Consider the following 22729-nt stretch of genomic DNA (forward strand, 5'->3'; position numbering starts at 1 on the left):
TTGGGGATGCGGCGCCAGCGCCCGGTCCCGCGTGCAGCTGATGACTCGGCCCCGCAACCGGGACCTCGTGGGTGCTAAAAGTAGGGCCCGGCGCGTTGGCCAAACAGGTGCCGAAGGGTCATTTTGGGGGATCATTTGTGCTACCCGGCAATCCGTCCCGCCGAGCATATAGCCGGGCGAACCGCGCCGAAACCGGCGCGGTTGGTCGGACATGTCTATCCGCGACCCCCACGACAGAGAGGCAATGAAAAAGTTGACTTAGGTCAATCGACCGTGCTTTATAGGTCGCACGACCTGATCGACACAAATTCAGGCGCAGCGACACGTACCGACCTACCGCATTGTCCTTGCATTGCATCCATGATCCCCGGCCTGCCAAGACCGCGTCACCTGCAACTGTTCCAACCGCAGCCGCCATTGCGCGTTGCCCTGGAACGACTTGGCTAGCCGATGAGGGCCGTACAATGGTGTCAGTGCAAGCGTCACCCATCACTCCGGAAGACCGCGTCTTCTCCACCGTCGAACTGCAGGCGCTGCTGGCCCGCCATAGTGACGGGCGCGCGTCCCTGATGCCGGTGCTGGCACTCAACGGGGTGCACGCCGAGGCGCTGGACGACCCCGCTACCCGCCTGTCCCTGAGCCAATGGCTGGGTACCCTTACCGGCTGCTGCCATGACCGTCAGGATCCGCTACTGGCCCTGCGGGTAGGCCAACAGATGCACCTGACCGCCTACGGGATGCTCGGTTTTACCCTGCTCAGCAGCGCCTCGCTGCATGAAGCCCTGGACATCGCCAATCACTTCGGGCTGCTGGCCAACCTCAAGCACCAGCTGCATCTGCAGGTGGAGGGCGAGGTCGCCCACCTGTACCTGCGCGAGAACTTCGCCTTGCTGGGCACCGAGAAATACTTTTCCACCCTGCTCGAGAGCGCTAAGATCCTCACCCTGCTCGGTGACATGCTCGGCCACGGCTTCAAGGCCCACGCCCTGCGCCTCAACCTCAACGCCGAGCCGGGCGATGCCCAGGGTATTTCCCAGGCCCTGGGTGTCCCAGTGCAGGTCAACTGCCTGGACAACTGCATCAGTTTCAGCAGCCACTATGTCGACCAGCCGCTGCCCCAATGCCACGCCATGACCCACCAGTCGTGCAAGGCCCTGTGCAGCGCGCAGCTGCGTGAGCTCAGCCAGCGCTACGACCTCTGCTACCAGATCCAGAAGATGCTGCTGGGCTCGCCCAGCCGCATCCCGCCACTGCCCGAAGTCGCCTCGCGCCTGCACCTGTCGCCGCGCACCCTGCGGCGCAAGCTTGAAGCCGTCGGCAGTTCCTACAATTCGATCCTCGAAGACGTGCGCAAGAAACTCGCCATCCGCTACCTGCTCGACACACCTCTGACCACCGAGGCGATTTCCGAGAAGCTCAGCTACAGCGATGCCGCCAACTTCCGTCACGCCTTCAAGCGCTGGACCGGTACCGCACCGCGGGCCTTCCGCTCGCAGAACCGCGAGATCCACTGGAGCATGCCGCCCGCCTTCACCCTTCCCGGCGCCAATACCGGCGCACGGGTCCACGCCCACGCCTGATCAATCCGGGCTCGGCGCCGTATGGTTTGCGCATAAATAACAAAGGCGTTCATATGAACGCCTTTGTCGTTTGGAGCTCTGGGCAACTGATGCTTACAACCCTACCCTTACCTTCTTCTCGGCCAGTTGCTTGGCGTTGCGATAACCGCCGCGATAGCTCGTGGCGATCACCAGGCGCATCAGCACGTAGTACGCCGTGATACAGATCGCCAGCGTCGGAATGGACGCCCCCACATAACGGAACGTCGGCCCGACCTGCAGCGACAACGGATCGAACAGCATCAGGTACACGACCACGCCCAGCACGATGATCAGCATCGCCACCCAGTTGACCCCACCCCAGAACCAGTAGGCGCTCTGCTTGTCCTTGACGAACAGGTGGGCCGGCAACACCACCTGACGGCGCAGCAGCACGTAATCGGTGAGCATCACGGCAGCGATACCGATGAACATCGCACTGTTGTAGGCCAGCCAATTCATCACGTGACTGATCAGCCATTGAGTATTGAACGCGACCACCAGCCCTGGCAGCAGCAAGATGGCGACGATCAGATCCCAACGCATCCTGGCGAAGAAGCGGACCTGCTGCACCGACACCCCGGCAAAGTAGAAGAAGCTGAGCAAAGTGCCCAGGTTAGCCAGCAGCAACAACGACACGATCACCGTGCCCAGGCCGTTACCCGCGGTCTTGACCACCCATTCGGCAGGTTCGGTCGAGCCGGTGGCAATGGCCGCCAGCGCACCAACCGCCGAGGTGAACCCGGCGCCGATGACCCCGGCACCAACCAGCGAGGGGGTGATGAGGTGTTTGCGCTTGTGGATCAGCCGCGCGATGCCACCGAAGAACGGCACGCTGGTCAGCGCGTTGGACGCCCCGAACTCGACACCATAGGCCAGTTGCAAGAGCGGATCGGTGGCATAGGCCTGCTTGGGATCGACATTGGTGTGCAGCAGGTCGACCAAGCTGACATCGCGGGTGATCAGATACAGCAGCACGCAGGCGATGATCAGGATCGCCGGAGACGTGAAGCGCGTCAGCAAGGCGATCATCGCCGGGCCTTTCTTCAGCAGCAGCCAAACCAGCAGCAGCATCGCCACCGAAACGGCGGCAACGAAGCCGTTGTCGATCTCGCCACCGGGATTGAACAGGATCTGCTGCAACCGGCCGGCAACCTGCCCGGTCATGGCGATCAGCACAAAGGACCAGCCCAGCGTGGTGACCAGGATCAACGCCAGCAGCAGCGACGAACCGCGGGTGCCCATCGAGCTTTTGGATGCGTCCACCGGATCGACGCCGAGGCGGTAACTGATCAGTCCTGAGGCGACGTAGACCGGCGCCAGTCCGACGATCAAACCGATCAGATAGCCGAGGATGCCGATGCTGGTATTACCGATATAGGCAATAGAGGCGCCGAACAGGTAGTTGAAACTGGCGGCGCCGATCGCCACGCATGCGGCAACCAGGGTGCCGAAGCCCTTGTACAGGCGATCACTCCTTTGAATCGGCAAGCGCCCTGCCAGAGCCTCGCGCGTAGTGACCCCGCTCACCTCTGTATCCGAATGACTCATCTACTTCCCCATTACGAACGTAAAAAAACAGCCGATCTTCAGCGTTGCAACATGGCCACCACCGTATCTGCCATGGCCCTGTAGCCGGAGTTGTTGAGGTGCAGGTGGTCACCGCAATCGAATCTTGCAGCCAGCCGGGTCGGGTCGCGCGGATCACTCAAGGCAGCATCGAAATCAGCGACGCCATCGAAGCCCGCGGTATTACGCAACCAGTGGTTCACTGCTTGCCGATGCGACTCACCGGTGGCCGAGAAATAATCGAACAAGCCGGTGGTTCCGCCGGTCGGCGTCAAGGTACCCGCGTAGACCTTCAGGCCGCGTCCTCTGGCCCGGTCACGCACTTGCGCCAACGCGGCGCAGAGGATCTTGGCGTCGATCTGCTCCCCAGGCGCGCGCAAGACACCCGGCATATACAGGTCGTTCAGGCCGCACAATACGAACACCGCGGTCACGCCCGAAACCGCCAGCACATCACGGTCGAATCGGGCCAATAGCGCGTCGCCGTAGCCGCCATACAACAAGCGACCACCGCTGATTCCCTGGTTGACCACACACAGGCTCGCCGGCGAAAGCGCACGCAGGCGCGTGACCGCCTGGTCGGTCCAGCGGCCATAGCTGTCGGGAGTACTGCCGTCGCCGTCGGTGAGCGAGTCACCTATGGCGACCAGCACGGAAGGCGTGGTCGAATCCAGTACATCCACACCTGACAGGATGTAACGACAATCCAGTATCTGCTCAGGCTCGAAGGCCTGGTGCGCGACAAAATTGCCAGGCGCCGACAACCAAGCGGTTTCGCTGCCTTGACGATGCAGCGTTCTGGCCGCTTCATCGGCACGCTCGATATACAGACTGACCAACCAGGTGGAATCAGCGTCTGACGACAGCTCGACAGGGTCAGAGACCCATTGGGTGCCCGCTGCGATAACGATCCCGGCGCTACCCGCAAAAGTGATTGCTCTGCCAGGGCCGGCATGGCCGCCGTCAGCACCTGCCGGGGCCATGTACGCGGCGCCAATATGGATAGGCCGCAAGCCATATTCATTGGAAAGCCACACTCGCAAGGCACTGCCTGAGCTGCGCAGTTTCACCAACTGTCGCAAGGTCACCCCGTCGAGCCGCGGCACCACATAGGGATAGGCGACCAGTGGGTCATTCAAGGATTGCATTGCCGCGCGCCAGGTCGCCGTCCAGCGTGAAGCCGGGACCAATGGCGATGAAGTGATGTGGTTTGCCATCAGAGGTAGATGAAGCCCACCAAGGCCCACAGCATGATGCCGACGACGAACCAGCTGGCAGCCGTGACGAGAATCGAACCGGTCGGCTGGCGGGTCTCGTCCAGCATATTCTCGGGGGAGTCCAACGCGACCAGGCTTTTCACCAGGTCGAGGTCGAGATCGCCAATGGATTCGTCAATCAAGAAAGGATGATCGCCCAGTAGATGAAAGCTGGATGCGTCACGCATAGGGTGCTCCTGAAACTGAAGAAGGCAGGATTTCCAAGGAATCATTATTGTTCTGGCAGACAGTGGCGCCCGTATTCCAGAGCGCGCATCTGGCGTGGGCGGATTATGCCCGTGCCGAGGATGGCCAACAGGTGCATAACGGCCATTCTGCACAAGGTGCAAGGTCAGCTCGGACGAAAGCCCTCATAAGCGGCCGGTAGTTCGTCCGCCTCGTGACCCTTGCTCACGGCCTGGTCTACGTAACCCGAAAACAACTTCAACAGGCTATGTTCGATACCCATGTTCTTGGCCCGATCGACCAACGACTGCACACCCAGGGAATGCACATGGATCGACGCTTCGTTGCCGGAGTAATCCTGACGGTCGATGGCGTCGATGGTGCGCTTCCAGGCGCTTTCGATCACCGGTTTGAACGCTTGCAACGCCGTGGCGAAATCGTTGATATCGAGGTGCTCGGCCTGAAGCATCGCCGCGCTTTGCATCAAGGCGAAGGTGTTGCCGTAGTACATGGTCAGCAGGGTGCCGTCGAGCACATTGGACGAGCCAGGATTTTCACCCACATACGTCATGCGCCCGCCCAGCAGCATCATCTCCTGGTCACAGCTGTCCCACACCGCCTTGGGCCCCGAGACCAGCAGCATGCATTCAGCGGTGCCGACCTTGGTGGGGTAATCCATGATCGCGCCGTCCAGGTAATCCAGGCCGATCTCCGCTGCCCACTGGGCACCTGCCAGGGCCTGTCGGGCGTCACCGGTGGTGAACTGCACCAGAGTTTTGCCCTTGAGCAACGGCGCGATGTCGTCCTGCAGGAACAGGTCGTTGGTGCTGGCGTAATCGGATAGGCACACGATGATCAGTTCGGAGGCCTTGAGCGCCTTGACGAAACTGGCCTGCGCCACCGCGCCCAGGGCCACCAAGGGTTCGGCCTTGGCGATCGAGCGGTTCCATACCGTGACCTGCAGGCCTGCGTCGATAAAGGGTGGTACCAATGCCGCGCCCATTTGCCCAAGACCGATGAACGTCACGTTCGAATGTTTCATGGTGGATTTCCCTTCAAGTGGTATGCGTTCAGGTGCTTTGCGTCGACGCCAGTGCGCCGGCATGCCAAGACTCTAGGCATCCCCCCGCCTGCGCAAAAGGTGATTTGCGGCCAACAAAATGACCCTGGCGGGACACCTCGGCCAACCACCACGCTGGCCGCCCCCCCTTGCTAAGTTGGCCCCTGCTCACCTGTTGGCCGTCGCCATCGGGCACCTAATATGGCCCCTGACACAGCCCCGCAGACAAGCGGCCCGTACGCAGCGCCGAGGGGCATGATTCCATCCACTGAAGAGAGAGCGAGCGATGACTATCATCAAAGCAGACCACATCATGTTGAACGACCCGGCGCACGTCCGGTTGGCGCACGATCCCAAGTACGGTCACGGTTCGGCTTTCATCCACGGCACCTATGTCGACATCGACAACGCCGGCATCCCGATATCCGATCTGGGGTTCACCCAGGCCGACGCCTGCTACGACGTGGTCAGCGTCAGCAAGGGTTATCTGTTCCGCCTTGAAGATCACCTGGAGCGCTTCGAAAACGCCTGCCGCAAGTTCCAGTTGACCAACCCCTACAGCAAAGCCGAAACCATCGAGATCCTCGAGAACCTGATCAAACAGGCTGGGACCAAGGAAGCTTACGTATGGTGGGCCGTGACCCGCGGCTTCATGCCCGATGGCAACGACCGCATCAATCCGGTCGCCTACGAAAACCGTTTTTATGCCTTCGTGGTGCCGTACGTGTTCATCTCCGACGACGAACAGCGCGCCCGCGGCATCGATGTCATGGTCAGCAAACTATTCATCCGTATCCCACCGAAAGCGGTCGATCCTACCGCCAAGAACTTCCACTGGATGGATCTCAAGCTGTCTCTGTTCGAAGCCCAGGCGGCGCAAAAAGAATGGTCGATCCTGTGCGATGCCGACGGCTACCTGACCGAAGCGCCGGGCTCGAACATCTTCTTCATCAAGGACAGTGCGCTGTACACCCCGGATTCCGGCTGCCTGGAAGGCATCACCCGCAAGACCACCCTGGAGCTGGCCAAGGAGCTGGGCCTGCCGCTGCACGTCGAGCGAGTGCACGTCGAGCAACTGCTCAATGCCGACGAGGCTTTCCTGACCTCCACTGCCGGTGGCGTGATGCCGATCAACAGCGTCGACGACCGCGTGCTGGGCGGCAAAGCTGGCCCGGGTGAACTGACCACCCAACTGCACAACCTGTACTGGACCAAGCGCTGGGACGGGTGGTTGGGTACTGCGGTTGACTACGACACCCCGGCAAAGGTCTGACCCGAGCCGCCATCCAGCGGCGGCCCCAAGGCCGCCGCCACCCACTCGCAGAGGAATGTCCATGTCCCGAACCAATCCTTCCGTCAGCGTTCTGGGCCTCGGTGCCATGGGCGGCGTGCTCGCTCAAACGCTGCTGCAATCCGGTTGTGCGGTGACCGTATGGAACCGCAACGCGGAACGCGCGGCACCTGTGGTAAAAGCGGGTGCGATCCTGGCTGTAGACGTGCAATCAGCACTGCAGGCCAGCGACCTGATCGTCATCTGCATGATCGACAAGGCAACCTCCGAGACCGTGCTGTCGAGCCTTGGGCCGACCTTCGATCTGGGTGGCAAGACCCTCGTCAACATGAGCACCGGTACCGTCGCCGACGTCGAACGCCTTGCGCGCTGGGCCGACGAGCACAACGCGCGATACCTGGATGGCGGCATCCTCTGCTATCCCAAGGATATCGGCGCGGCAAAGACCGCGATTCTGTATTCCGGCCACCCGCAAGCCTGGGAAGAACACCAACTGACCCTGAAAATCCTGGCCGGCAATCCCCACTACCTGGGCGCCGACCCGCAAGCCTGTACCCCGACCTACCTGGCGCTTTACGCCTTCTATTTCGGCGCCTTCGCCGCCTGGCTCGAAGGCACGGTGCTGGCTTCATCCGCTGGGGTTTCGGTGGATGACTTCAAGCATCTGTCGTCGATCATGACCGACATGCTGGTGGACGGCATCGACACTGCCGCCGACCGCATCACCGCGGGCGAATACGGGGGCGAACAGGCCTCGGTGGATGTCCACGTCGCCGGCCAGGAAGTGGTCCTCGATGCCCTGGTGAGCGCCAAGGTGCCCCACGCCAGCACCGATGCCTACCTGAGTTACTGCCGCCTGGCCCAGGCCGCCAGCATGGGCGATCAGGATATCGCCGCCGTCTACAAAGCCATGCAACCCTGAACAACGTCCAACCACAGAGCGCTTCATCATGACCATTGCAGCCCGCCCGCTTCACCCTCAGCGCGTCGCCATCATCGGCCTCGATCACTTCGGCAGCAGCATTGCCCGCACGCTGTCGCAGCAGGGCTTTGCAGTGGCCGGCCTGGACCCTCTGCGCAACAACCTGGTGGCGCCCTGCGAGGGCTTCACCCTGCTGCGCAACCTTGAACAGGCCGTCGAGAGCAGCGACGTGGTGATCACCTGCTTCCGCGACCAACTGCTGATGAGCGCGCGGCTGTGCAGCCCGGAAACCACCTTCGGCCTGCACGGCAAGGCGCTGATCAGCTTCAACACCACCCAGACACGCCCGGCCTCCTCGGCGCGCTCCATGGGCGAGTGGGCGCACAGCGAGCACATCGACTATCTGGAGATCAGCCTCAGTGGCCAGGCCGACAGCATCGGCCGGAGCGACTGCGAGCTGGTATGCGCCGGCCCGCGGCGTGTGTACGAGCGCCTCAAGCCACTGTGCCGCAGCCTCGGCGCCTCGTTGACCTATCTGGGCAGCGACTGTGGCGCCACGCTGGAACACCGCCCCGAAACAGTCTGCGGATAACCCCTCACGCAGCTCCTCAGTGACATCCCGGCTCTGCCTCCCTCCTGAACGCCGCTGTGCATCAACGAAAAGCTCACTCCGAAAAGTGAGCTTTTTTTGTCAGAAACGCATATTTGTCACTTGACCTAGGTCGATTGACCGAATCTAATCGGTCACTCGACCTATGTGATCGCCTGGCGCTCCCCTCGGTCTTGGGTGCAGACGCAATTCCTACCTGATAGACCAACAAAAACAGGGTTCCGCGTGCCGGACCCGAAAGGTCAGGAGATAAAAAATGAGGTCAAAGACCCGTTGTGAAAGCGTTGCCCCGAAGCGTGCAGAAACACCTTTTTTCGCTGTTTTCAATGTATCCGCTTGTATCGGCGTGGCATCCCCTATCGATGCCTTGTTCGTACACGGAGCTCCCCGGCCTGCCCAAGCCAATGCGTCGAATTTGGAATGCGTTTCTCCAGGTTGAATTCGATGTGGATATCTCCTCTCGATTGCGCCTCGGCGCGATCCATTTGCGTGATTATCGCTGTGAGGGCTGCATGATGGGACTGATCGACACTACACCTGTAACGTGCGACGACAAGATTTTCTCCACCGCGGAAATCCTCGCCGCCGCCAATGCCAGCGGCTGTGACGAGCACCAGCTTGGCCAATGCCTGGCAGTCGGCGGCCTGACCCTGGCCGATCTGCATAACCCTCAGAGCAGAATCTCGCTCAATCAGCACGCGCTGATCCATGGCGCCCTCCATCGCAGCTGCAACAACCCGTTGCTGGGTCTGGAAACAGGCAAGCGCCTGCACCTGACCTCCTACGGCATCGTCGGCTTCGCCCTGCTCAGCAGCGCCACCCTGCGTGAAGCGCTGACCGTTGCCGCGCAGTTCGGACTGCTGATGAACTTCAAGCTCGGCCTGCACATCAATGACGATGACGACAGCGCGCGCCTCGAACTCAACGATCAGTATGGCTTGAGCAACAACCAGCAAGGCTTCTGGTACTACCTGGAAACCTCCAAGCTCCTTACCTTGCTGCAGGACATCCTCGGCCTGGGCTTCCAATGCGAAGGCATCGACCTGGCAATCGACGCCCCGGCCGATGAACAAGTCCGCGTTAGCGACAGCCTGGGTATCGACGTGCGCTTCAATTGCCAGCGCACTGCCATCCGCTTCGCCGGGCATTGGCTCGACGCCAAATTGGCCCAGGCCAGCAGCATCACCCATGCCAGTTGCAAGGCCACGTGCCAGGCACAGATGCGCGAAGTGGTGCAGAAATACGACCTCAGCTATCAAGTGCAGAACCTGCTGCTGGCCTCTGGCCAATGCATCGCCTCGCTGTCGGATATCGCCGATCGCCTGCATCTGTCGCCGCGCACCCTGCGCCGTCGCCTCGACGCGCTGGGCACCTCGTACAACGCCCTGCTGGTGGAAGTGCGCAAGAAGTTGGCCATTCGGTATCTGCTCAACACGCCGATGACCACCGAGGCGATTTCCGAGCTGCTCAACTACAGCGATGCCGCGAACTTCCGCCACGCCTTCAAGCGTTGGACCGGCCGCTCGCCGCGCGAGTACCGGGTGCTCAACAACGGCGGCAAATATGCCTTGCGCTTCGGCCATGGCAATAGCAGCAGCGTACCGCTGCACTCGCCGGCTGCCTGGGCCGAACAGAGCATGGCCGCGGTCGGTTAAGGCCGCCTACGCAGCCCCTACCACGCATCACTCCCTACAAGGAACACATCGATGGACATGAAACTGGCAGGCAAAGTCGTGGTGATCACCGGTGCGAGCACCGGCCTGGGCCGCGGCATCGCTCTCAAACTGGCCGCCGAAGGTGCCCATCTGGTGATCGGCGATATCGCCGAGGCCAGCAATCCCAACGGCTTCGACGAACAGCCTGAACTGACCACCAGCCAACTGATCGGCCAGCGCGGCGGCCAGGCCCTCTTTCAACCGTGCGACGTGACCCGTCGCGACGACCTGACCCGCCTGGTGCAGGCCGCGACCGAGCGATTTGGCCGCATCGACGTGATAATCAACAACGCCGGCGTCTACCGCGACGGCAAGTTGATCCATGATTTTAGCGAGGAAGAACTCGACCTGTGCCTGAACGTCAACGTCAAAGGCACCTTCTTCGGCGCCCAGGCGGCCGTGACCGCGTTCCTCGCTCAAGGCGGTGGCGGCAATATCATCAATTTGGTGTCCACCGCCGGCTTGGGCGGCCACCCTTGGCAGTCGGTGTACAACATTTCCAAGGCGGCCCAGGCCAACATGACCCGTTGCCTGGCGATCGAATACGGTCACCATGGCATTCGCGTCAATGGCATTTGCCCTACCTATGCCAAGACCGCCCTCACCCGCGCCCTGATGGAGCAACCGGGGTACGCCGATGACTTCGCCGAGACCATCCCACTCAAGCGCTGGGGCGAAATCGATGACGTTGCCGACCTGGCGGTTTTTTTGGCCTCGGAGCGCTCCAGTTATATTCATGGCGACCTGATCCGCATCGATGGCGGCGAGACCTTGTCGCGCTATTCGGTGTAAAGCCAGATCCCTCCTTTACCTGACTGCCTGCTATGGAACCGAGCCCATGAGTACCTTCAAGCCGTTTACCTTCGATACCGTCGCCTCAATCGTCACCGAATGGGGTGCTGCGCGGCGCGTCGGCGAGATTCTCGGCAGCTGGACCGAGTCGCGCAACTTGCTGATTGTCACCGACAAGTTCCTGCACAGCAACGGCCTGCTGGATGCCGCCAAGGCTTCGCTGCTAAAGGCCGGCTTCACCCTGAGCGTCTTCGACGACGTGGTCGCCGATCCGCCCGAGTCGGTGCTGCACGATTGCGTCGGCCAGGCGCGCGCCGCCAACGTCGACCTGGTACTGGGCCTGGGGGGCGGCTCATCCATGGACATCGCCAAGCTCGCCGCCGTGCTCATCCCTTCGAGCCAGCAGCTGGCCGATCTCTACGGCATCGGCCAGGTCAAGGGCAGCCGCTTACCGCTGGTGCAGATCCCGACCACTGCAGGTACCGGTTCGGAGGTCACCAACATCACCATCCTGACCACCGGCGAAACCACCAAGATGGGCGTCGTGGCGCAGCAGTTGTACGCCGACAAAGTCATCCTCGACGCCGAGCTGACCACCGGCCTGCCAGCGCTGATCACCGCCGCCACTGGCATCGACGCCATGGTGCACGCTATCGAGGCCTACACCAGCCGCCGTCGCAAGAATCCACTCTCCGACGCCCTCGCCCGCGAAGCCCTGCGGCTGCTGGCGAACAACCTGGTAGCCACCTGCGAAGACGGCAACAATCGCCCGGCACGCGAAGCCATGCTGCTGGGCGCAACCCTGGCCGGCCAGGCCTTCGCCAACGCGCCAGTGGCCGCCGTGCATGCCTTGGCCTATCCGCTGGGCGGCCATTACCACATCCCCCATGGCCTCTCCAACGCACTGATGCTCGGCCCGGTATTGCGCTTCAACCTCAGCGCCGCCGCGCCGTTGTATGCCGAGCTGGCCGACGTGCTGCTGGGCCCCAGCGACGGCACCGTCACTGACCGCGCGACAGGCTTCGTGGCGTTCATGGATGACCTGATGAATCGCTCCGGTGCGCCGCGCCGCCTGCGGGACGTCAAGGTCACCGAGGACAGCCTGGCGCTGCTGGCCAGCGATGCCATGAAGCAGGAACGCCTACTGCAGAACAACCCCGTAGAGCTGTGCGAAGCCGATGCGCTGGCGCTCTACCAGGCCGCCTTCTAACCCAGGCGCTTCGACTTCTTCCAGCGTCTAAAAACAAGGACCAAGCTCATGTTGAACGCAGCACAATCGACCTACGACATCGTTATCCTGGGTGCCGGCTTCGGCGGCCTGGGCATGGCCGCCCAACTGAAAATGCAGGGCATCGACAACTTCATGGTGCTCGAGCGCGGCAACCGCATCGGCGGCGTGTGGCGCGACAACGCCTACCCCGGCGCGGCCTGCGACACCGAATCCCACCTGTACTGCTACAGTTTTTTCCCGCACCTGCGGGTCAGCAAGATGTACGCCGAGCGCGATGAGCTGTTGCGCTACATGGACGCCCTGGCCGCACATTACGAAGTGCTGCCGCACGTTCAGTTGAACAGCGAACTGACCGAGGCGCGCTGGGATGACAGCGCCCAGCGCTGGGCCTTTGTACTGGCCGACGGCTCGCACCTGCAAGGGCGCTTCTTCGTCCCCGCCTGGGGTCAGTTGAACAAGCCGGCGATCCCCGCCTTCAAGGGCCTGGACAGCTTCGCCGGGCAGTACTTCCACTCCGCACAATGGCCGGACGATGCACAACTGGCCGGTAAGAAAGTCGCCAGCATCGGCGCCGCCGCCAGCGCCGTGCAGTACGTGCCAGAAGTGGCGAAGGAGGCCGCACAGTTGACCGTGTTCCAACGCAGCGCCAACTGGATCATGCCGCGCAACCAGATCGTCTTCACCCAGGAACAGCTCGATGCCTATAGCGCCAGACCCGAGTTGTTCCACGAGAGCCGCCGCGACCTGCACGCCTTTCGCGAGAACGGTTTTGCCCGCACCCGCCACGGCACCGACGCGCAGCAGGAAGGCATCAAAATAGCCAGCGGTCACCTCGCCGCCCAGGTGCCGGACGCCGAGCTGCGCGCCAAGCTCACCCCCGACTACGAGTTCGCCTGCAAGCGCATCCTGCGCTCCGACGACTACTACCCGGCCTTGATACGCAGCAACGTCAGCCTCGAAACCACCGCCATCGACCACTTCGCGCCCCAGGGCATCGTCGACAAGAACGGCACCCTGCATGAATTCGACGTGGTGATCTTCGGCACCGGCTTCGAGAGCCAGGCCTTTCAGGGCGACCTTCAAGTGATCGGCCGTAACGGCCAGACCCTGCACCAGCGCTGGCAGAACGGGGCCGAAGCCTACCTGGGCATGACCGTACCGGGATTCCCCAACCTGTTCATGATCTATGGCCCGAACACCAACCTGAACCACAACTCGATCATCACCATGCTGGAAATCCAGCAGCGCTACATCATCCAGGCCGTGCAGTGCCTTGAAGCACCGGCTTTGGACGTCACCGAAGAAGCCTTCAGTGCCTACAATGACGCGCTGCAGACAAACATGCAGTCTTCAGCGTTCTCCTCCGATTGCTCCAGCTGGTACAAGAATGCCGCCGGCAAGGTAATCAATAACTGGTCGGGCACCGTGGATGAATACCGCGCTCTGGCCACCGACTGGCGCGCGAGCGACTACCATCTGTTGGGTTTTTACAGCGAGGTCGTCTCATGAGGCAACGCATTGCACTGGACCTGGTCGCCGCCGATGCGGTGGACCTGGTCCGCGCATTTCGCGACAACGGCGAGGTGTCCTTCAAGGATGTCCCTCTGGCCGATGCTCGGGCCAACTACCTCAAGGTCTGCTCCGCCAATGGGGTGGCCTGGGAAGCGGTCGCCGAAGTCAGTACGCTGGCCTATCCGGTCATCCAAGGCAATGCCGCCTTGCGCCTATATCGCCCGGCAGGCAGCGCTGCCGACACGCTGACCCCATGGGTGTTGTTCATCCATGGCGGCGGTTGGGTGATCGGCAACCTCGACAGCCACGACAGTCTCTGTCGCAGCTTGGCCAACCAGTCCGGCGCCAGTGTGGTGGCGGTGGATTATCGCCTGGCGCCGGAGCATCCCTTTCCCGCGCCGCTGGACGACTGCCGGGCGGCGCTACAGTTCGTACGCGACAATGCCAGCGCTCTGCGGCTGGATCTGGACAACGCCGTGGTGGCCGGGGACAGCGCCGGCGGCAACATGGCCACAGTGCTGGCCAACCATCCGGCGTATCAGGTCGAGGGGATCGCGTTCAAGGCGCAGGTGCTGTTCTATCCGGTCACCGACCTGACCGCCAGCCACGGCTCGTATCAACGGATCACTGACGGTTTCTCGCTGACGGCCAAGTCGATGTACTGGTTCCGGGAGCAGTATGTGCCCGCAGGTCAGAACCTGAGTGACGCGCGGCTATCGCCACTGCTGCATGCCGAGGGGCGCACGCAGCCGGATCTGTTCATCCTTACGGCGGGGCATGACCCGCTTGCGGATGAGGGCATCGCCTATGCCGCCGCGGCGGCCAGGGCGGGTACGGCGGTGGTGCATCACCACCTGCCCCGCCATGCCCATGGGGTAATGACCAACGCCGGCAGGATCGAGAGCGGCCGACGGTTGCTGGCCGAGGCGGCGGGGTTTATTGCCGATCGAGCGAAGGTTTCGCGCTGACGGTAACGGCCCCTTTGCGGGCAGAGCCCACTCCCATAGGTGCACACCCTGCCAATGCGGGAGCGAGTTCTGGTCGCGAAAGGGACGGCAAAAACTGCACTAAATTGCGCTGTCGCATCGATTTACGGCGAGGATGTTTGCTCCCTCGCCTCAGGTACCTTGCTCGATCAGGACTGGGCCACCTGCGCTTTGCCCGCTGCCATCGAACCCGCCAATCCCAGCACCGGAGCGAGCAGGAACACCAGCGGCAGATGATTGATCCACCACTGATCACTGCCCGTCATTACCGCGTAGTTGTCGATCATCATCAAGAACGCCACCAGCATGCTCACCCCACCCAGCAACGGCGCGATCGCTGTGCTCCATAGCGGCTCACCAAAAGGCTCGCGCCGAAAATAGCGAAAGACCGCAAAGCTGGTCAGACACTGCAACAACACGATGCCCAGCACGCCCATACCGAACAGCGCCACGCCCATCTGCAGATACGGGTGCTGACCCGCGGCGACAAAGGCCACAGTCACGCCCGCCACCAACGCCAGTTGCACCACCGTGCCGTTGAACGGCGAGTGATATTTGGGGTGAGTCTTGCCCATCCATGCCGGCAGGATGCCGCTGCGCGCCAGCGAAAAGTGATAGCGCGCCGCGCTCATGTGTAACGCCAGGAAGCCGGCGAACAGACTGGTGATCACCAGCACCTGCATGACCTGCGTCGCCAGGGTGCCGACGTATTGCGTGTTGATGATGAACAGGAACGACGCCGGATCGGCCGCCGCAGTGGCCTTGGCCTGTTCGACACCCGCCGCAGAGACCATCGCCCAGGTAGTGGTCAGGTAGAACACCGCGATCAGGGCAATGGCGATATAGGTCGCGCGCGACACCGTGCGCCGTGCATCGCGGGCCTCTTCCCCGTAGATCACCGTTGCCTCGAAACCGATGAACGAGCCCAGCCCGAGGATCAAGCTCAGGCCCGCGCCGCTGCCCAGCACCAGGGAGGGATTGAACACCTCCAGGGAGAAGCCGTGAAAGCCTTTGTCCCACAGCACCGCCAAGTCGAAGGCGAATAAGCTGATCACCTCCAGCAACAGGGCGATAGCCAGCACCTTGGCGCTGGCACCGACATCGAGGTAGCCCAGTATCAAGGTCGCGGCCAGCCATAACACGCCGAACCACTGCCAACCGATGTCGATGCCGGTCAGGTCCTTGAGCACCAGGCTGCTGAAGAACGACAGGCTGCCGAAGGTGCCGATGGTAATCGCGTTGTAAGTCATCACCGCCAGCCAGGCGGCGATGCGCCCTGCCCGCTCGCCGAAGCCGGCGCTGATATAGGCGTAGAACGCCCCGGCGTTGGTGATGCGCTGGCTCATCTTCAAATAGCCCACGGCGAACACCGAAAAGATTAGCGCCGCGACGATGTAGGTGCCAGGCGTACCGGCGCCGGTACCTAGGGCGATGGACAGCGTGGTCAGCGACACCACGATGCCCATGGGCGCGACTGCGGCCAGCACCAGCAGCACCAGATCCTTGGTGTCCAGGGTGTCGCGTTTAAGTGAACTGTCTGCGGGATGCGACATGATTTCAGGGCCTCGAAAACAGAACGGAACGGCCCAAGGCTAACGTCGCAGCGCCGCTGTTCAACAGGTTTCCAGCGGCCAATTTCGCTTCGCCCGGCGACCTCCCCAGCCATTTCCAACAGCGTGTACGCGTTGTCCGTTTCGCACCTGTTAATGCCCGCAGGGGCTTTTTAGACTCTTAGGCGAGACACCTTGCACGAGGGAGTTTCCCTCTGTTCAACCCCTGCTTGCCGATGGAGGCGACTCAATGCGATTCAACAATAAAATAGCCATTGTCACGGGTTCCAGTTCCGGCAACGGCCGCGCTATTTCCCTGGCGCTGGCGGCCGAAGGCGCCCGCCTGGTGTGCTCCGACCTCAAAAGCAGTGCCCGTCCGGAAGGTTTCGAGAGCGACCGGCACTTCGACACCGATCAACTGATCCGTGACAACGGCGGTGAAGCCATCTTCATCAAGGCCGACGTCTCTCGCTACGCTGACATGGAAGGGCTCGTAGCGGCCGCCGTCGAGCGCTTCGGGCGCCTGGACATCATGATCAACAACGCTGGCGTGGCGGTGGAGCTCAAGACCATTGTCGAAGAAACCGAAGCCGATTACGACCTGACCATGAACGTCAATACCAAGGGCACTTGGCTGGGCTGCAAGTTCGCGATCACCCAGATGATGAAGCAGGACGTCAGCGACACCGGTACCCGCGGCAAGATCGTCAATATCTCTTCGATCGGCGGCCTAGTGGGCCTGGCCCAGGAGGCGTCCTACTGCGCCTCCAAGGGCGCGGTCAACAACCTGACCCGGCAACTGGCGGTGGACTTCGCCGCGCACAAGATCAACGTCAACGCCGTGTGCCCGGGCTTTCTCGCCACGGCCATGGTGCGCCAGGAACTGGACGATCCGGAGATCAGGACACTGCTCGAAAACCTCACGCCCTGGCCGCGTATCGGCAACGTTCAGGACGTCGCCAAGGCGGTGACCTTCCTCGCCTCCGAAGACGCCCAGTGGATGACCGGTTCACTGCTGACGGTGGACGGCGCCTATACCGCTCAGTAAATCGCCTATAAGCCGAAGTTTCGCGGGCAGAGCCCGCTCCCACCGGTGTACACCGCTCAACCGCGGGAGCGAGTTCTGCACGCGAAACTCTTTCATTGTCGAGCATAAAAAAGCGGCGCTACCGAAGGGCAGCGCCTCTTTTTTCATTGCCGAGCCATCAGCCCTCGGCAGCTTCCTTGACCGCCTGACGCGCGGCATGCTCGGTTGCGGCGATAAAGCCATCGACGTCCGCTTCGGTCATGACCGTCGACAGGAACGCCTTGCCGGTCTTGGCGATGTGATAGCCCTCGAGCACCAGATTGCGCTGCAGGCGTGTCACCCACTTGGACTCCTCCTCGCTGGAATAGCCGCTGCGGTAATCAGCGATTTCGCGCTGATGACCGAACACCATGAACATCGAGGAGAAACCGGTAACCTGACCCGGGAAACCGGCCTTGGCGAACGCTTCGGTAACTCCGGCGCGCAGGCGATCACCCAGCACGTCCAGGCGATCGGATTCGGCCTGGGTATACAGGTCGAGGCAGATCTTGCCCGCGGTCATGGTGATCGGGTTGGCAGTGAAGGTACCGCTCCACGGCAGCAACGGCTTGCCCTCGCGGTGATCGAACACCTGCATGAACGAGCGCAGGCCGGCTACGGCGCCCACCGGGAAGCCACCACCGATGATCTTCGCCAACACGGTGAGGTCCGGCTTGATGTTGAAGCGCGTCTGCGCGCCGCCGCGGTGGACGCGGAAGGTGATCACTTCATCGAGGATGAACACGGCGCCGATCTCGGTCGACACACGGCGGATCATCTGGATGAATTCCTGGGTGACCGGAACGAAACCGAAGTAGCTCGGTGCCGGGTCGATCAGGATCGCGGCGATGGCGTAGCGGTTGGCGAGGATGATGCGCTCGGCCGCTTCGACGTCATTGAACGGAATCACCACCACGTCGTTCTTGACGCCTTCGGGCACGCCCTTGGAATAGCCCGTGGACTTGGGGTCATCGCCCCAGTTTTCCGGGGACGAGTCCAGGCTCACTTCGGCATAGTCGTACGAGCCGTGGTAAACGCCTTCGCATTTGACGATTTTCGAGCGGCCAGTGAACGCCCGTGCCGCCTTGATCGCGCACATCACCGCTTCGGTACCGGAGTTGGAGAAGCGAATCCATTCAAAGCTCTCGGCGCGTTCGCACACGGTTTCGGCCAGGGCCACTTCGGGCTCGGTCGGCAGCGTGAAGGCGGTGCCCTTGGTGACCTGCTCCTGGATTGCCGCGACGATCGCCGGGTGTGCATGGCCGTGGATCAAGGACGCGAAGTTGTTCAGCAGGTCGAGCCGGCGCGTACCGTCTACATCAGTGACATAGGCACCCGAGCCACTGCCGGCATAGACCGGGAACGGCTCCTGCCAGGGCAGGATGCGGGTGATGCCACCTGGCATGACCTTGGTGGCGCGGTCGTAGAGGGCTTTGGAGCGACTGTGGTTTTCGGGCCATTTTGCAGCGGACATAGTGGGATTCCTTGAAGCTGTCTTGAGTACGGCGCGCGGACCGGGTTTTAGTAAAGGGTTACAGGTGGCGCTTGAACCACTCCAAGGCAGCGCCGCTGGAGGCTTTGAATTCACTCAGGTACGGATCGAAGTGACCGCAGTTCAGCAGCACCAGGTGCTTGGGCATCAAGGCTGTTTCGTACGCCTTGAGCGCGGCATCCGGCACCGTGACGGTGTCCTTGAGGGCGACGATCAGTTGCAGTGGCGTCGGACTGATGCGGTCGATGGCATAACCGGGCTCGTACTCGTTGAGCAGCTCGATGCTCTTGAGCGTGACCTCGTTGCGCCAGGCCGGAGCCACGGTATCGCCGCTCTGGGTGAAGAAATCGTAGCAGTCCTGGCCAGGCAAGGCGCAATCGGCTTTCGGGTCCTCGGCCACCACCTCCATCAGCAGCGGCTCTTCGCCGGCGTAACGGGCGGCGCGATCGGCCTCGAAGGCTTCGATCAGGCCGGGCATCAAGTCAGGGCGCACGGCCATGCGCACATCGGCCGAGCCGCTGATGGCCGGCACCTGGGACGATACGCATTTGACCCGACGGTCGAACGCCGCCACCTGCAATACGTGGCCGCCGCTGTAGCTCGAGCCCCACACGCCGATGCGCGATGCATCGATGTTGTCCAGGCTGCTGACATAGGTGATGGCGTCGCGGTAATCGCGCACCTGCAACTGCGGATCGGCCTCCTGGCGCGGCAGGCCTTCGCTGGCGCCGAAATTGCGGTTGTCGAAGACCAGCACCGCGAAGCCGTTTTGCGCGAACAGCTCAGCATAACGATCCAGGTACTGCTCCTTGACCGCGGTAAAGCCATGGGCCATGACGATCACCGGGTGCTGGCCTGCCGCGCCTGCCGGCACATATAGCCAACCTTTCAAGATCAGGCCGTCGGTGGTCTTGAAGCTGATATCGCTACGCATGGGCATCTCCTGCAATGGGCGAACCGGGCATCACGCCGGCCTTTTTCAGCAGATGGTGCGGGCGCGCGGCAACGGCGGACAGGTTCGCGGTGGCCAAACTTCTGTGCACACCAGCCAAATCTGGCGGTGGCCGTCAAAGCGCAGATAAATGGCCTCTGTCCACCTGTTTGGCCCCATTGGCCGGTCCTACTATCGGTCCATGCCTTGCGACATCGCGCAAGTCACTCAGCGTCCCATACGACTGGAGAACCTCATGCCCGCCCCCCAGATCCAAGCCCAAGCGCCCACCCTGACTCAACTGCGTGAAGTCCCCGCAGGTACCGCCCCCGAGATCGTCAAGCAGATCATCGACGAAGACGGCGGCGTGATCATCAAGGGCCTGTTCAGCGCCCAGGTCGACCGCTTCAATGCCGAGATGGACCCGATCGTCGCCGACTGGGCCTCGGGCAACAGCACTTGCCCGCAATGGATGCAGGAGTTCACCGGCAAGAAGACCAAGCGCGTGACCCAGTTGATCCGCCGGAGCAAGACCTTTCGCGAAGAGATGCTGGACCACGACATTCTGCTGTCGTACATCGACACCATGATGCTCGAAACCAGCGATGCCTACTGGATGAACGCCGCGCAGATCATCGAGATCCAGCCAGGCGAAAAACGTCAATACCTGCACCGCGACCTGGAAAACTACCCGGTATTCCGCAGCCTCGGCCCAACCGGTCCGGAGGTCATGTGTAACTGCTTGGTGGCGCTGTCCGAGTACACCGAAGAGATGGGTGCCACGCGTATCATTCCGGGTAGCCAGGCCTGGCCCAACTTCAACGATCGCGAGCGCATTGAGAACAGCGCGACCATCCCGGTGGTGATGGAAAAAGGCGACGCGTTCCTGTATTCCGGCAAGGTCGTGCATGGCGGTGGCGCCAACGTCTCCAACCGCCCGCGCCGCGCCTTGGCCCTGGCGTTCTGCCCCGGCTGGCTGGTTCCCGAAGAAGCCTACCCGTTCGCCGTACCGCTGGAGATGGCCCGCACGCTGAGCAAGCGCGGCCAGCAACTGACCGGCTTCCGTTCGCAGCACAACGAGAAACTCGGTGGCGGCACCTTGTGGAGCCTGGACTACGTCGAACTGGCCAAGGTCCTCGAACTGGACTGATCGCCAGCCGCTCGCGCACGTGCTCACTCGCACGTGCCTGGTCAACGCTATGCTCAATCAGGAAATGTGAATGCCGGGCTCGAATGATTCGCTAACGACAAGAGATGTGCATTTTCAGCTGCATTCCTTCGCCCATGCCCGTGCGCACGAAGCGCAGGGGCCATTGATCATCGAGCGTGGCGACGGGGTGTTCGTCATCGACGACCAGCGCAAGCGTTATCTGGAGGCCATGTCCGGCCTATGGAGCGTGGCCCCGGGTTTCAGCGAGCAGCGGTTGGTGGACGCCTGCCCACCAGCAACTGCAGAGCCTGCCCTTCTATCATACGTTCGAGCACAAATCGCACCCCTCGAGCATCGCCTTGGCCGAACGCCTGATCGAGCTAGCACCGGTCCCCATGAGCAAGGTGTGTAGTGGTCTAATCAAACCGGACACCCATTTAGGCGAGAATGCTCGCCATAGAGAGGTGTCCGATGACCAAGCAACGCCGTACCTTTACTCCCGAATTCAAACGTGAAGCCGCCAGCCTGGTGCTAGACCAGGGCTACAGTCATATCGAGGCAGCTCGATCGGTCGGGTTGGTCGAGTCAGCATTGCGTCGGTGGGTCAGCCAGCTCCAGCAAGAACGCGGCGGTGTTACCCCGGCCAGCAAGGCGTTGACGCCTGAGCAGCAAAAAATCCAAGAACGGGAAGCCCGAATCAATCGGCTGGAACGGGAAAAATCGATCCTAAAAAGGCTACAGCGCTCTTGATGGCCGAGGAGCACGAGCGCTCGCGTTAATCGATCAGCTTCGCTCCGAGGAGCCGGTTGATCTGTTGTGCTCGCTATTTGAAGTCACCCGATCTTGCTACTACGCACACTGTCGAAAACGCCGATCCCCTGATGCCGAACGGGTGATTTTGCGCAGCCGCGTGAGCGAATTGTTTACCCAAAGCCGAAGCGCTGCGGGCAGTCGAAGCATCATGCTGATGATGAAAGAGGACGGCATGCAAATCGGGCGATTCAAGGTACGTAAGTTGATGCGCGAGATGAACCTGATCAGCAAACAACCGGGCTCCCATGCCTACAAAAAGGCCACCGTGGAGCGACCTGATATCCCGAACGTACTTGATCGAGAGTTCAGCGTGGCATCCCCCAACAAGGTCTGGTGCGGTGACATCACGTATGTTTGGGCCGAAGGTCGATGGCACTATCTAGCGGCCGTAATCGATCTTTATGCGCGCCGGGTCGTAGGCTGGGCGTTCTCAGCCAAGCCTGACGCTGACCTGGTGATCAAGGCATTGGATATGGCCTATGAGCAGCGTGGCCGGCCCCAGAATGTGCTGTTTCACAGCGATCAGGGCAGCCAATACGGCAGCCGGAGTTTCCGCCAGAGACTATGGCGATACCGTTTCACACAGAGCATGAGTCGGCGCGGCAACTGCCACGACAACGCGCCAATGGAGCGGCTATTTCGCAGCCTGAAAACTGAATGGATACCGACGGTGGGCTACATGAGCGCCGCGTTGGCTAAACAAGATATCAGTCGTTTTCTGATGGAGCGGTACAACTGGCGGCGACCACATCAGTTCAACGAGGGCTTGGCGCCTGCCGTTGCCGAGGAAAAGCTCAATTCAGTGTCCGGGATCAGTTGACCACTACATACGGACCTGGATTTCGGTGCAGCAACGCCGACGTGCTGATTATCGATCTGCAACAAGCAGGTAAATTAACGCCCCATCGATAGCATGGATCCATGAATTTATCTACAAGGGACTCTCCAAACAAGTCTTCAAATGTGCTGAGATACACCTGACAAGCTGGTCCGAGCCGC

At 61.7% G+C, this 22729-nt stretch carries 20 protein-coding genes; 13 read left to right on the top strand and 7 right to left on the bottom strand.

Features of this window, described 5'->3' with window-relative positions; translation table 11 throughout:
- Nucleotides 1–464 precede the first annotated feature (464 nt).
- A complete protein-coding gene (locus tag HAQ05_RS14025) occupies nt 465–1580 on the top strand; it encodes an AraC family transcriptional regulator (protein WP_190421597.1) in 1116 nt (371 codons plus the stop codon).
- A gap of 93 nt (nt 1581–1673) precedes the next feature.
- On the opposite strand, the gene HAQ05_RS14030 is transcribed toward HAQ05_RS14025, so the two are convergent.
- From HAQ05_RS14030 to HAQ05_RS14045, 4 genes are all read right to left on the bottom strand, one after another.
- Complete coding sequence (locus tag HAQ05_RS14030) at nt 1674–3029, bottom strand: cytosine permease (protein WP_190421599.1); 1356 nt, start codon at nt 3027–3029, stop codon at nt 1674–1676.
- Between the two features lie 158 nt (nt 3030–3187).
- On the bottom strand, nt 3188–4315 hold the full coding sequence (locus HAQ05_RS14035) for a GDSL-type esterase/lipase family protein (RefSeq protein ID WP_190421601.1): 1128 nt from the start codon (nt 4313–4315) through the stop codon (nt 3188–3190).
- A gap of 68 nt (nt 4316–4383) precedes the next feature.
- Nucleotides 4384–4611, bottom strand: coding sequence for a hypothetical protein (locus HAQ05_RS14040; RefSeq protein ID WP_190421603.1), 228 nt, complete (start codon nt 4609–4611; stop codon nt 4384–4386).
- Between the two features lie 164 nt (nt 4612–4775).
- Nucleotides 4776–5651, bottom strand: coding sequence for an NAD(P)-dependent oxidoreductase (locus HAQ05_RS14045; RefSeq protein WP_190421605.1), 876 nt, complete (start codon nt 5649–5651; stop codon nt 4776–4778).
- 304 nt (nt 5652–5955) lie between these two features.
- Between HAQ05_RS14045 and HAQ05_RS14050 the strand changes: the two genes are divergently transcribed.
- The 8 genes from HAQ05_RS14050 (at nt 5956) to HAQ05_RS14085 (ending at nt 14710) form a co-directional block, all read left to right on the top strand.
- Nucleotides 5956–6942 carry an aminotransferase class IV gene (locus HAQ05_RS14050; RefSeq protein ID WP_190421607.1) on the top strand — a complete coding sequence of 329 codons (987 nt, stop codon included), beginning with the start codon at nt 5956–5958 and terminating at the stop codon, nt 6940–6942.
- A 61-nt stretch (nt 6943–7003) separates the two neighbouring features.
- On the top strand, nt 7004–7882 hold the full coding sequence (locus HAQ05_RS14055) for an NAD(P)-dependent oxidoreductase (protein WP_190421609.1): 879 nt from the start codon (nt 7004–7006) through the stop codon (nt 7880–7882).
- 28 nt (nt 7883–7910) lie between these two features.
- Nucleotides 7911–8474: an NAD(P)-binding domain-containing protein gene (locus HAQ05_RS14060; RefSeq protein WP_190421611.1), complete on the top strand. Its 564-nt coding sequence runs from the start codon at nt 7911–7913 to the stop codon at nt 8472–8474.
- 530 nt (nt 8475–9004) lie between these two features.
- Nucleotides 9005–10147 (top strand): AraC family transcriptional regulator, encoded by a 1143-nt coding sequence (locus HAQ05_RS14065; RefSeq protein ID WP_190421613.1) that lies wholly within the window; start codon nt 9005–9007, stop codon nt 10145–10147.
- Between the two features lie 51 nt (nt 10148–10198).
- A complete protein-coding gene (locus HAQ05_RS14070) occupies nt 10199–10999 on the top strand; it encodes an SDR family NAD(P)-dependent oxidoreductase (protein ID WP_190421615.1) in 801 nt (266 codons plus the stop codon).
- A 46-nt stretch (nt 11000–11045) separates the two neighbouring features.
- Nucleotides 11046–12209: an iron-containing alcohol dehydrogenase gene (locus tag HAQ05_RS14075; RefSeq protein ID WP_190421617.1), complete on the top strand. Its 1164-nt coding sequence runs from the start codon at nt 11046–11048 to the stop codon at nt 12207–12209.
- 48 nt (nt 12210–12257) lie between these two features.
- The gene (locus HAQ05_RS14080) at nt 12258–13739 is read left to right on the top strand and encodes a flavin-containing monooxygenase (RefSeq protein ID WP_190421619.1); all 1482 of its coding nucleotides are present in this window, start codon (nt 12258–12260) and stop codon (nt 13737–13739) included.
- A complete protein-coding gene (locus HAQ05_RS14085; RefSeq protein WP_190421621.1) occupies nt 13736–14710 on the top strand; it encodes an alpha/beta hydrolase in 975 nt (324 codons plus the stop codon). Before HAQ05_RS14080 ends, HAQ05_RS14085 begins: the two co-directional genes overlap by 4 nt.
- A 167-nt stretch (nt 14711–14877) precedes the next feature.
- Here HAQ05_RS14085 and HAQ05_RS14090 read toward each other — a convergent pair whose 3' ends face one another.
- Entirely contained in the window at nt 14878–16281 is a 1404-nt protein-coding gene (locus HAQ05_RS14090; protein ID WP_190421623.1) for an APC family permease, read from the bottom strand.
- Nucleotides 16282–16528: 247 nt separating this feature from the next.
- On the opposite strand from HAQ05_RS14090, the gene HAQ05_RS14095 reads away from it, so the two are divergent.
- Complete coding sequence (locus HAQ05_RS14095; RefSeq protein ID WP_190421625.1) at nt 16529–17326, top strand: SDR family NAD(P)-dependent oxidoreductase; 798 nt, start codon at nt 16529–16531, stop codon at nt 17324–17326.
- 157 nt (nt 17327–17483) lie between these two features.
- Here HAQ05_RS14095 and HAQ05_RS14100 read toward each other — a convergent pair whose 3' ends face one another.
- The gene (locus HAQ05_RS14100) at nt 17484–18818 is read right to left on the bottom strand and encodes an aspartate aminotransferase family protein (RefSeq protein WP_190421627.1); all 1335 of its coding nucleotides are present in this window, start codon (nt 18816–18818) and stop codon (nt 17484–17486) included.
- A gap of 58 nt (nt 18819–18876) precedes the next feature.
- A complete protein-coding gene (locus HAQ05_RS14105; RefSeq protein ID WP_190421629.1) occupies nt 18877–19770 on the bottom strand; it encodes an alpha/beta hydrolase in 894 nt (297 codons plus the stop codon).
- A 253-nt stretch (nt 19771–20023) separates the two neighbouring features.
- Here HAQ05_RS14105 and HAQ05_RS14110 point away from each other — a divergent pair, with 253 nt between their 5' ends.
- The 3 genes from HAQ05_RS14110 to HAQ05_RS14120 all read left to right on the top strand — a co-directional run bounded on the left by HAQ05_RS14110 (nt 20024) and on the right by HAQ05_RS14120 (nt 22550).
- Nucleotides 20024–20917 carry a phytanoyl-CoA dioxygenase family protein gene (locus HAQ05_RS14110; RefSeq protein ID WP_190421631.1) on the top strand — a complete coding sequence of 298 codons (894 nt, stop codon included), beginning with the start codon at nt 20024–20026 and terminating at the stop codon, nt 20915–20917.
- 106 nt (nt 20918–21023) lie between these two features.
- The gene (locus HAQ05_RS14115; RefSeq protein WP_190421633.1) at nt 21024–21329 is read left to right on the top strand and encodes a hypothetical protein; all 306 of its coding nucleotides are present in this window, start codon (nt 21024–21026) and stop codon (nt 21327–21329) included.
- 59 nt (nt 21330–21388) lie between these two features.
- Nucleotides 21389–22550, top strand: a protein-coding gene (locus tag HAQ05_RS14120; RefSeq protein WP_190421635.1) for an IS3 family transposase whose coding sequence is annotated in 2 segments (ribosomal slippage) — nt 21389–21648 and nt 21647–22550 — 1164 coding nt in all. Because the reading frame shifts where the segments join, the coding sequence is not laid out codon by codon here.
- Nucleotides 22551–22729: the final 179 nt, after the last annotated feature.

This window comes from Pseudomonas typographi, from assembly GCF_014694385.1.
GTDB lineage: Bacteria > Pseudomonadota > Gammaproteobacteria > Pseudomonadales > Pseudomonadaceae > Aquipseudomonas > Aquipseudomonas typographi.

Coding starts and splice junctions, on each gene's coding strand:
- HAQ05_RS14085 (WP_190421621.1), top strand. CDS start 13,736: ATGAGGCAACGCATTGCACTGGACCTGGTCGCCGCCGATGCGGTGGAC.
- HAQ05_RS14080 (WP_190421619.1), top strand. CDS start 12,258: ATGTTGAACGCAGCACAATCGACCTACGACATCGTTATCCTGGGTGCC.
- HAQ05_RS14055 (WP_190421609.1), top strand. CDS start 7,004: ATGTCCCGAACCAATCCTTCCGTCAGCGTTCTGGGCCTCGGTGCCATG.
- HAQ05_RS14035 (WP_190421601.1), bottom strand. CDS start 4,315: ATGCAATCCTTGAATGACCCACTGGTCGCCTATCCCTATGTGGTGCCG.
- HAQ05_RS14095 (WP_190421625.1), top strand. CDS start 16,529: ATGCGATTCAACAATAAAATAGCCATTGTCACGGGTTCCAGTTCCGGC.
- HAQ05_RS14110 (WP_190421631.1), top strand. CDS start 20,024: ATGCCCGCCCCCCAGATCCAAGCCCAAGCGCCCACCCTGACTCAACTG.
- HAQ05_RS14105 (WP_190421629.1), bottom strand. CDS start 19,770: ATGCGTAGCGATATCAGCTTCAAGACCACCGACGGCCTGATCTTGAAA.
- HAQ05_RS14060 (WP_190421611.1), top strand. CDS start 7,911: ATGACCATTGCAGCCCGCCCGCTTCACCCTCAGCGCGTCGCCATCATC.
- HAQ05_RS14045 (WP_190421605.1), bottom strand. CDS start 5,651: ATGAAACATTCGAACGTGACGTTCATCGGTCTTGGGCAAATGGGCGCG.
- HAQ05_RS14100 (WP_190421627.1), bottom strand. CDS start 18,818: ATGTCCGCTGCAAAATGGCCCGAAAACCACAGTCGCTCCAAAGCCCTC.
- HAQ05_RS14050 (WP_190421607.1), top strand. CDS start 5,956: ATGACTATCATCAAAGCAGACCACATCATGTTGAACGACCCGGCGCAC.
- HAQ05_RS14090 (WP_190421623.1), bottom strand. CDS start 16,281: ATGTCGCATCCCGCAGACAGTTCACTTAAACGCGACACCCTGGACACC.
- HAQ05_RS14070 (WP_190421615.1), top strand. CDS start 10,199: ATGGACATGAAACTGGCAGGCAAAGTCGTGGTGATCACCGGTGCGAGC.
- HAQ05_RS14040 (WP_190421603.1), bottom strand. CDS start 4,611: ATGCGTGACGCATCCAGCTTTCATCTACTGGGCGATCATCCTTTCTTG.
- HAQ05_RS14075 (WP_190421617.1), top strand. CDS start 11,046: ATGAGTACCTTCAAGCCGTTTACCTTCGATACCGTCGCCTCAATCGTC.
- HAQ05_RS14065 (WP_190421613.1), top strand. CDS start 9,005: ATGATGGGACTGATCGACACTACACCTGTAACGTGCGACGACAAGATT.
- HAQ05_RS14025 (WP_190421597.1), top strand. CDS start 465: ATGGTGTCAGTGCAAGCGTCACCCATCACTCCGGAAGACCGCGTCTTC.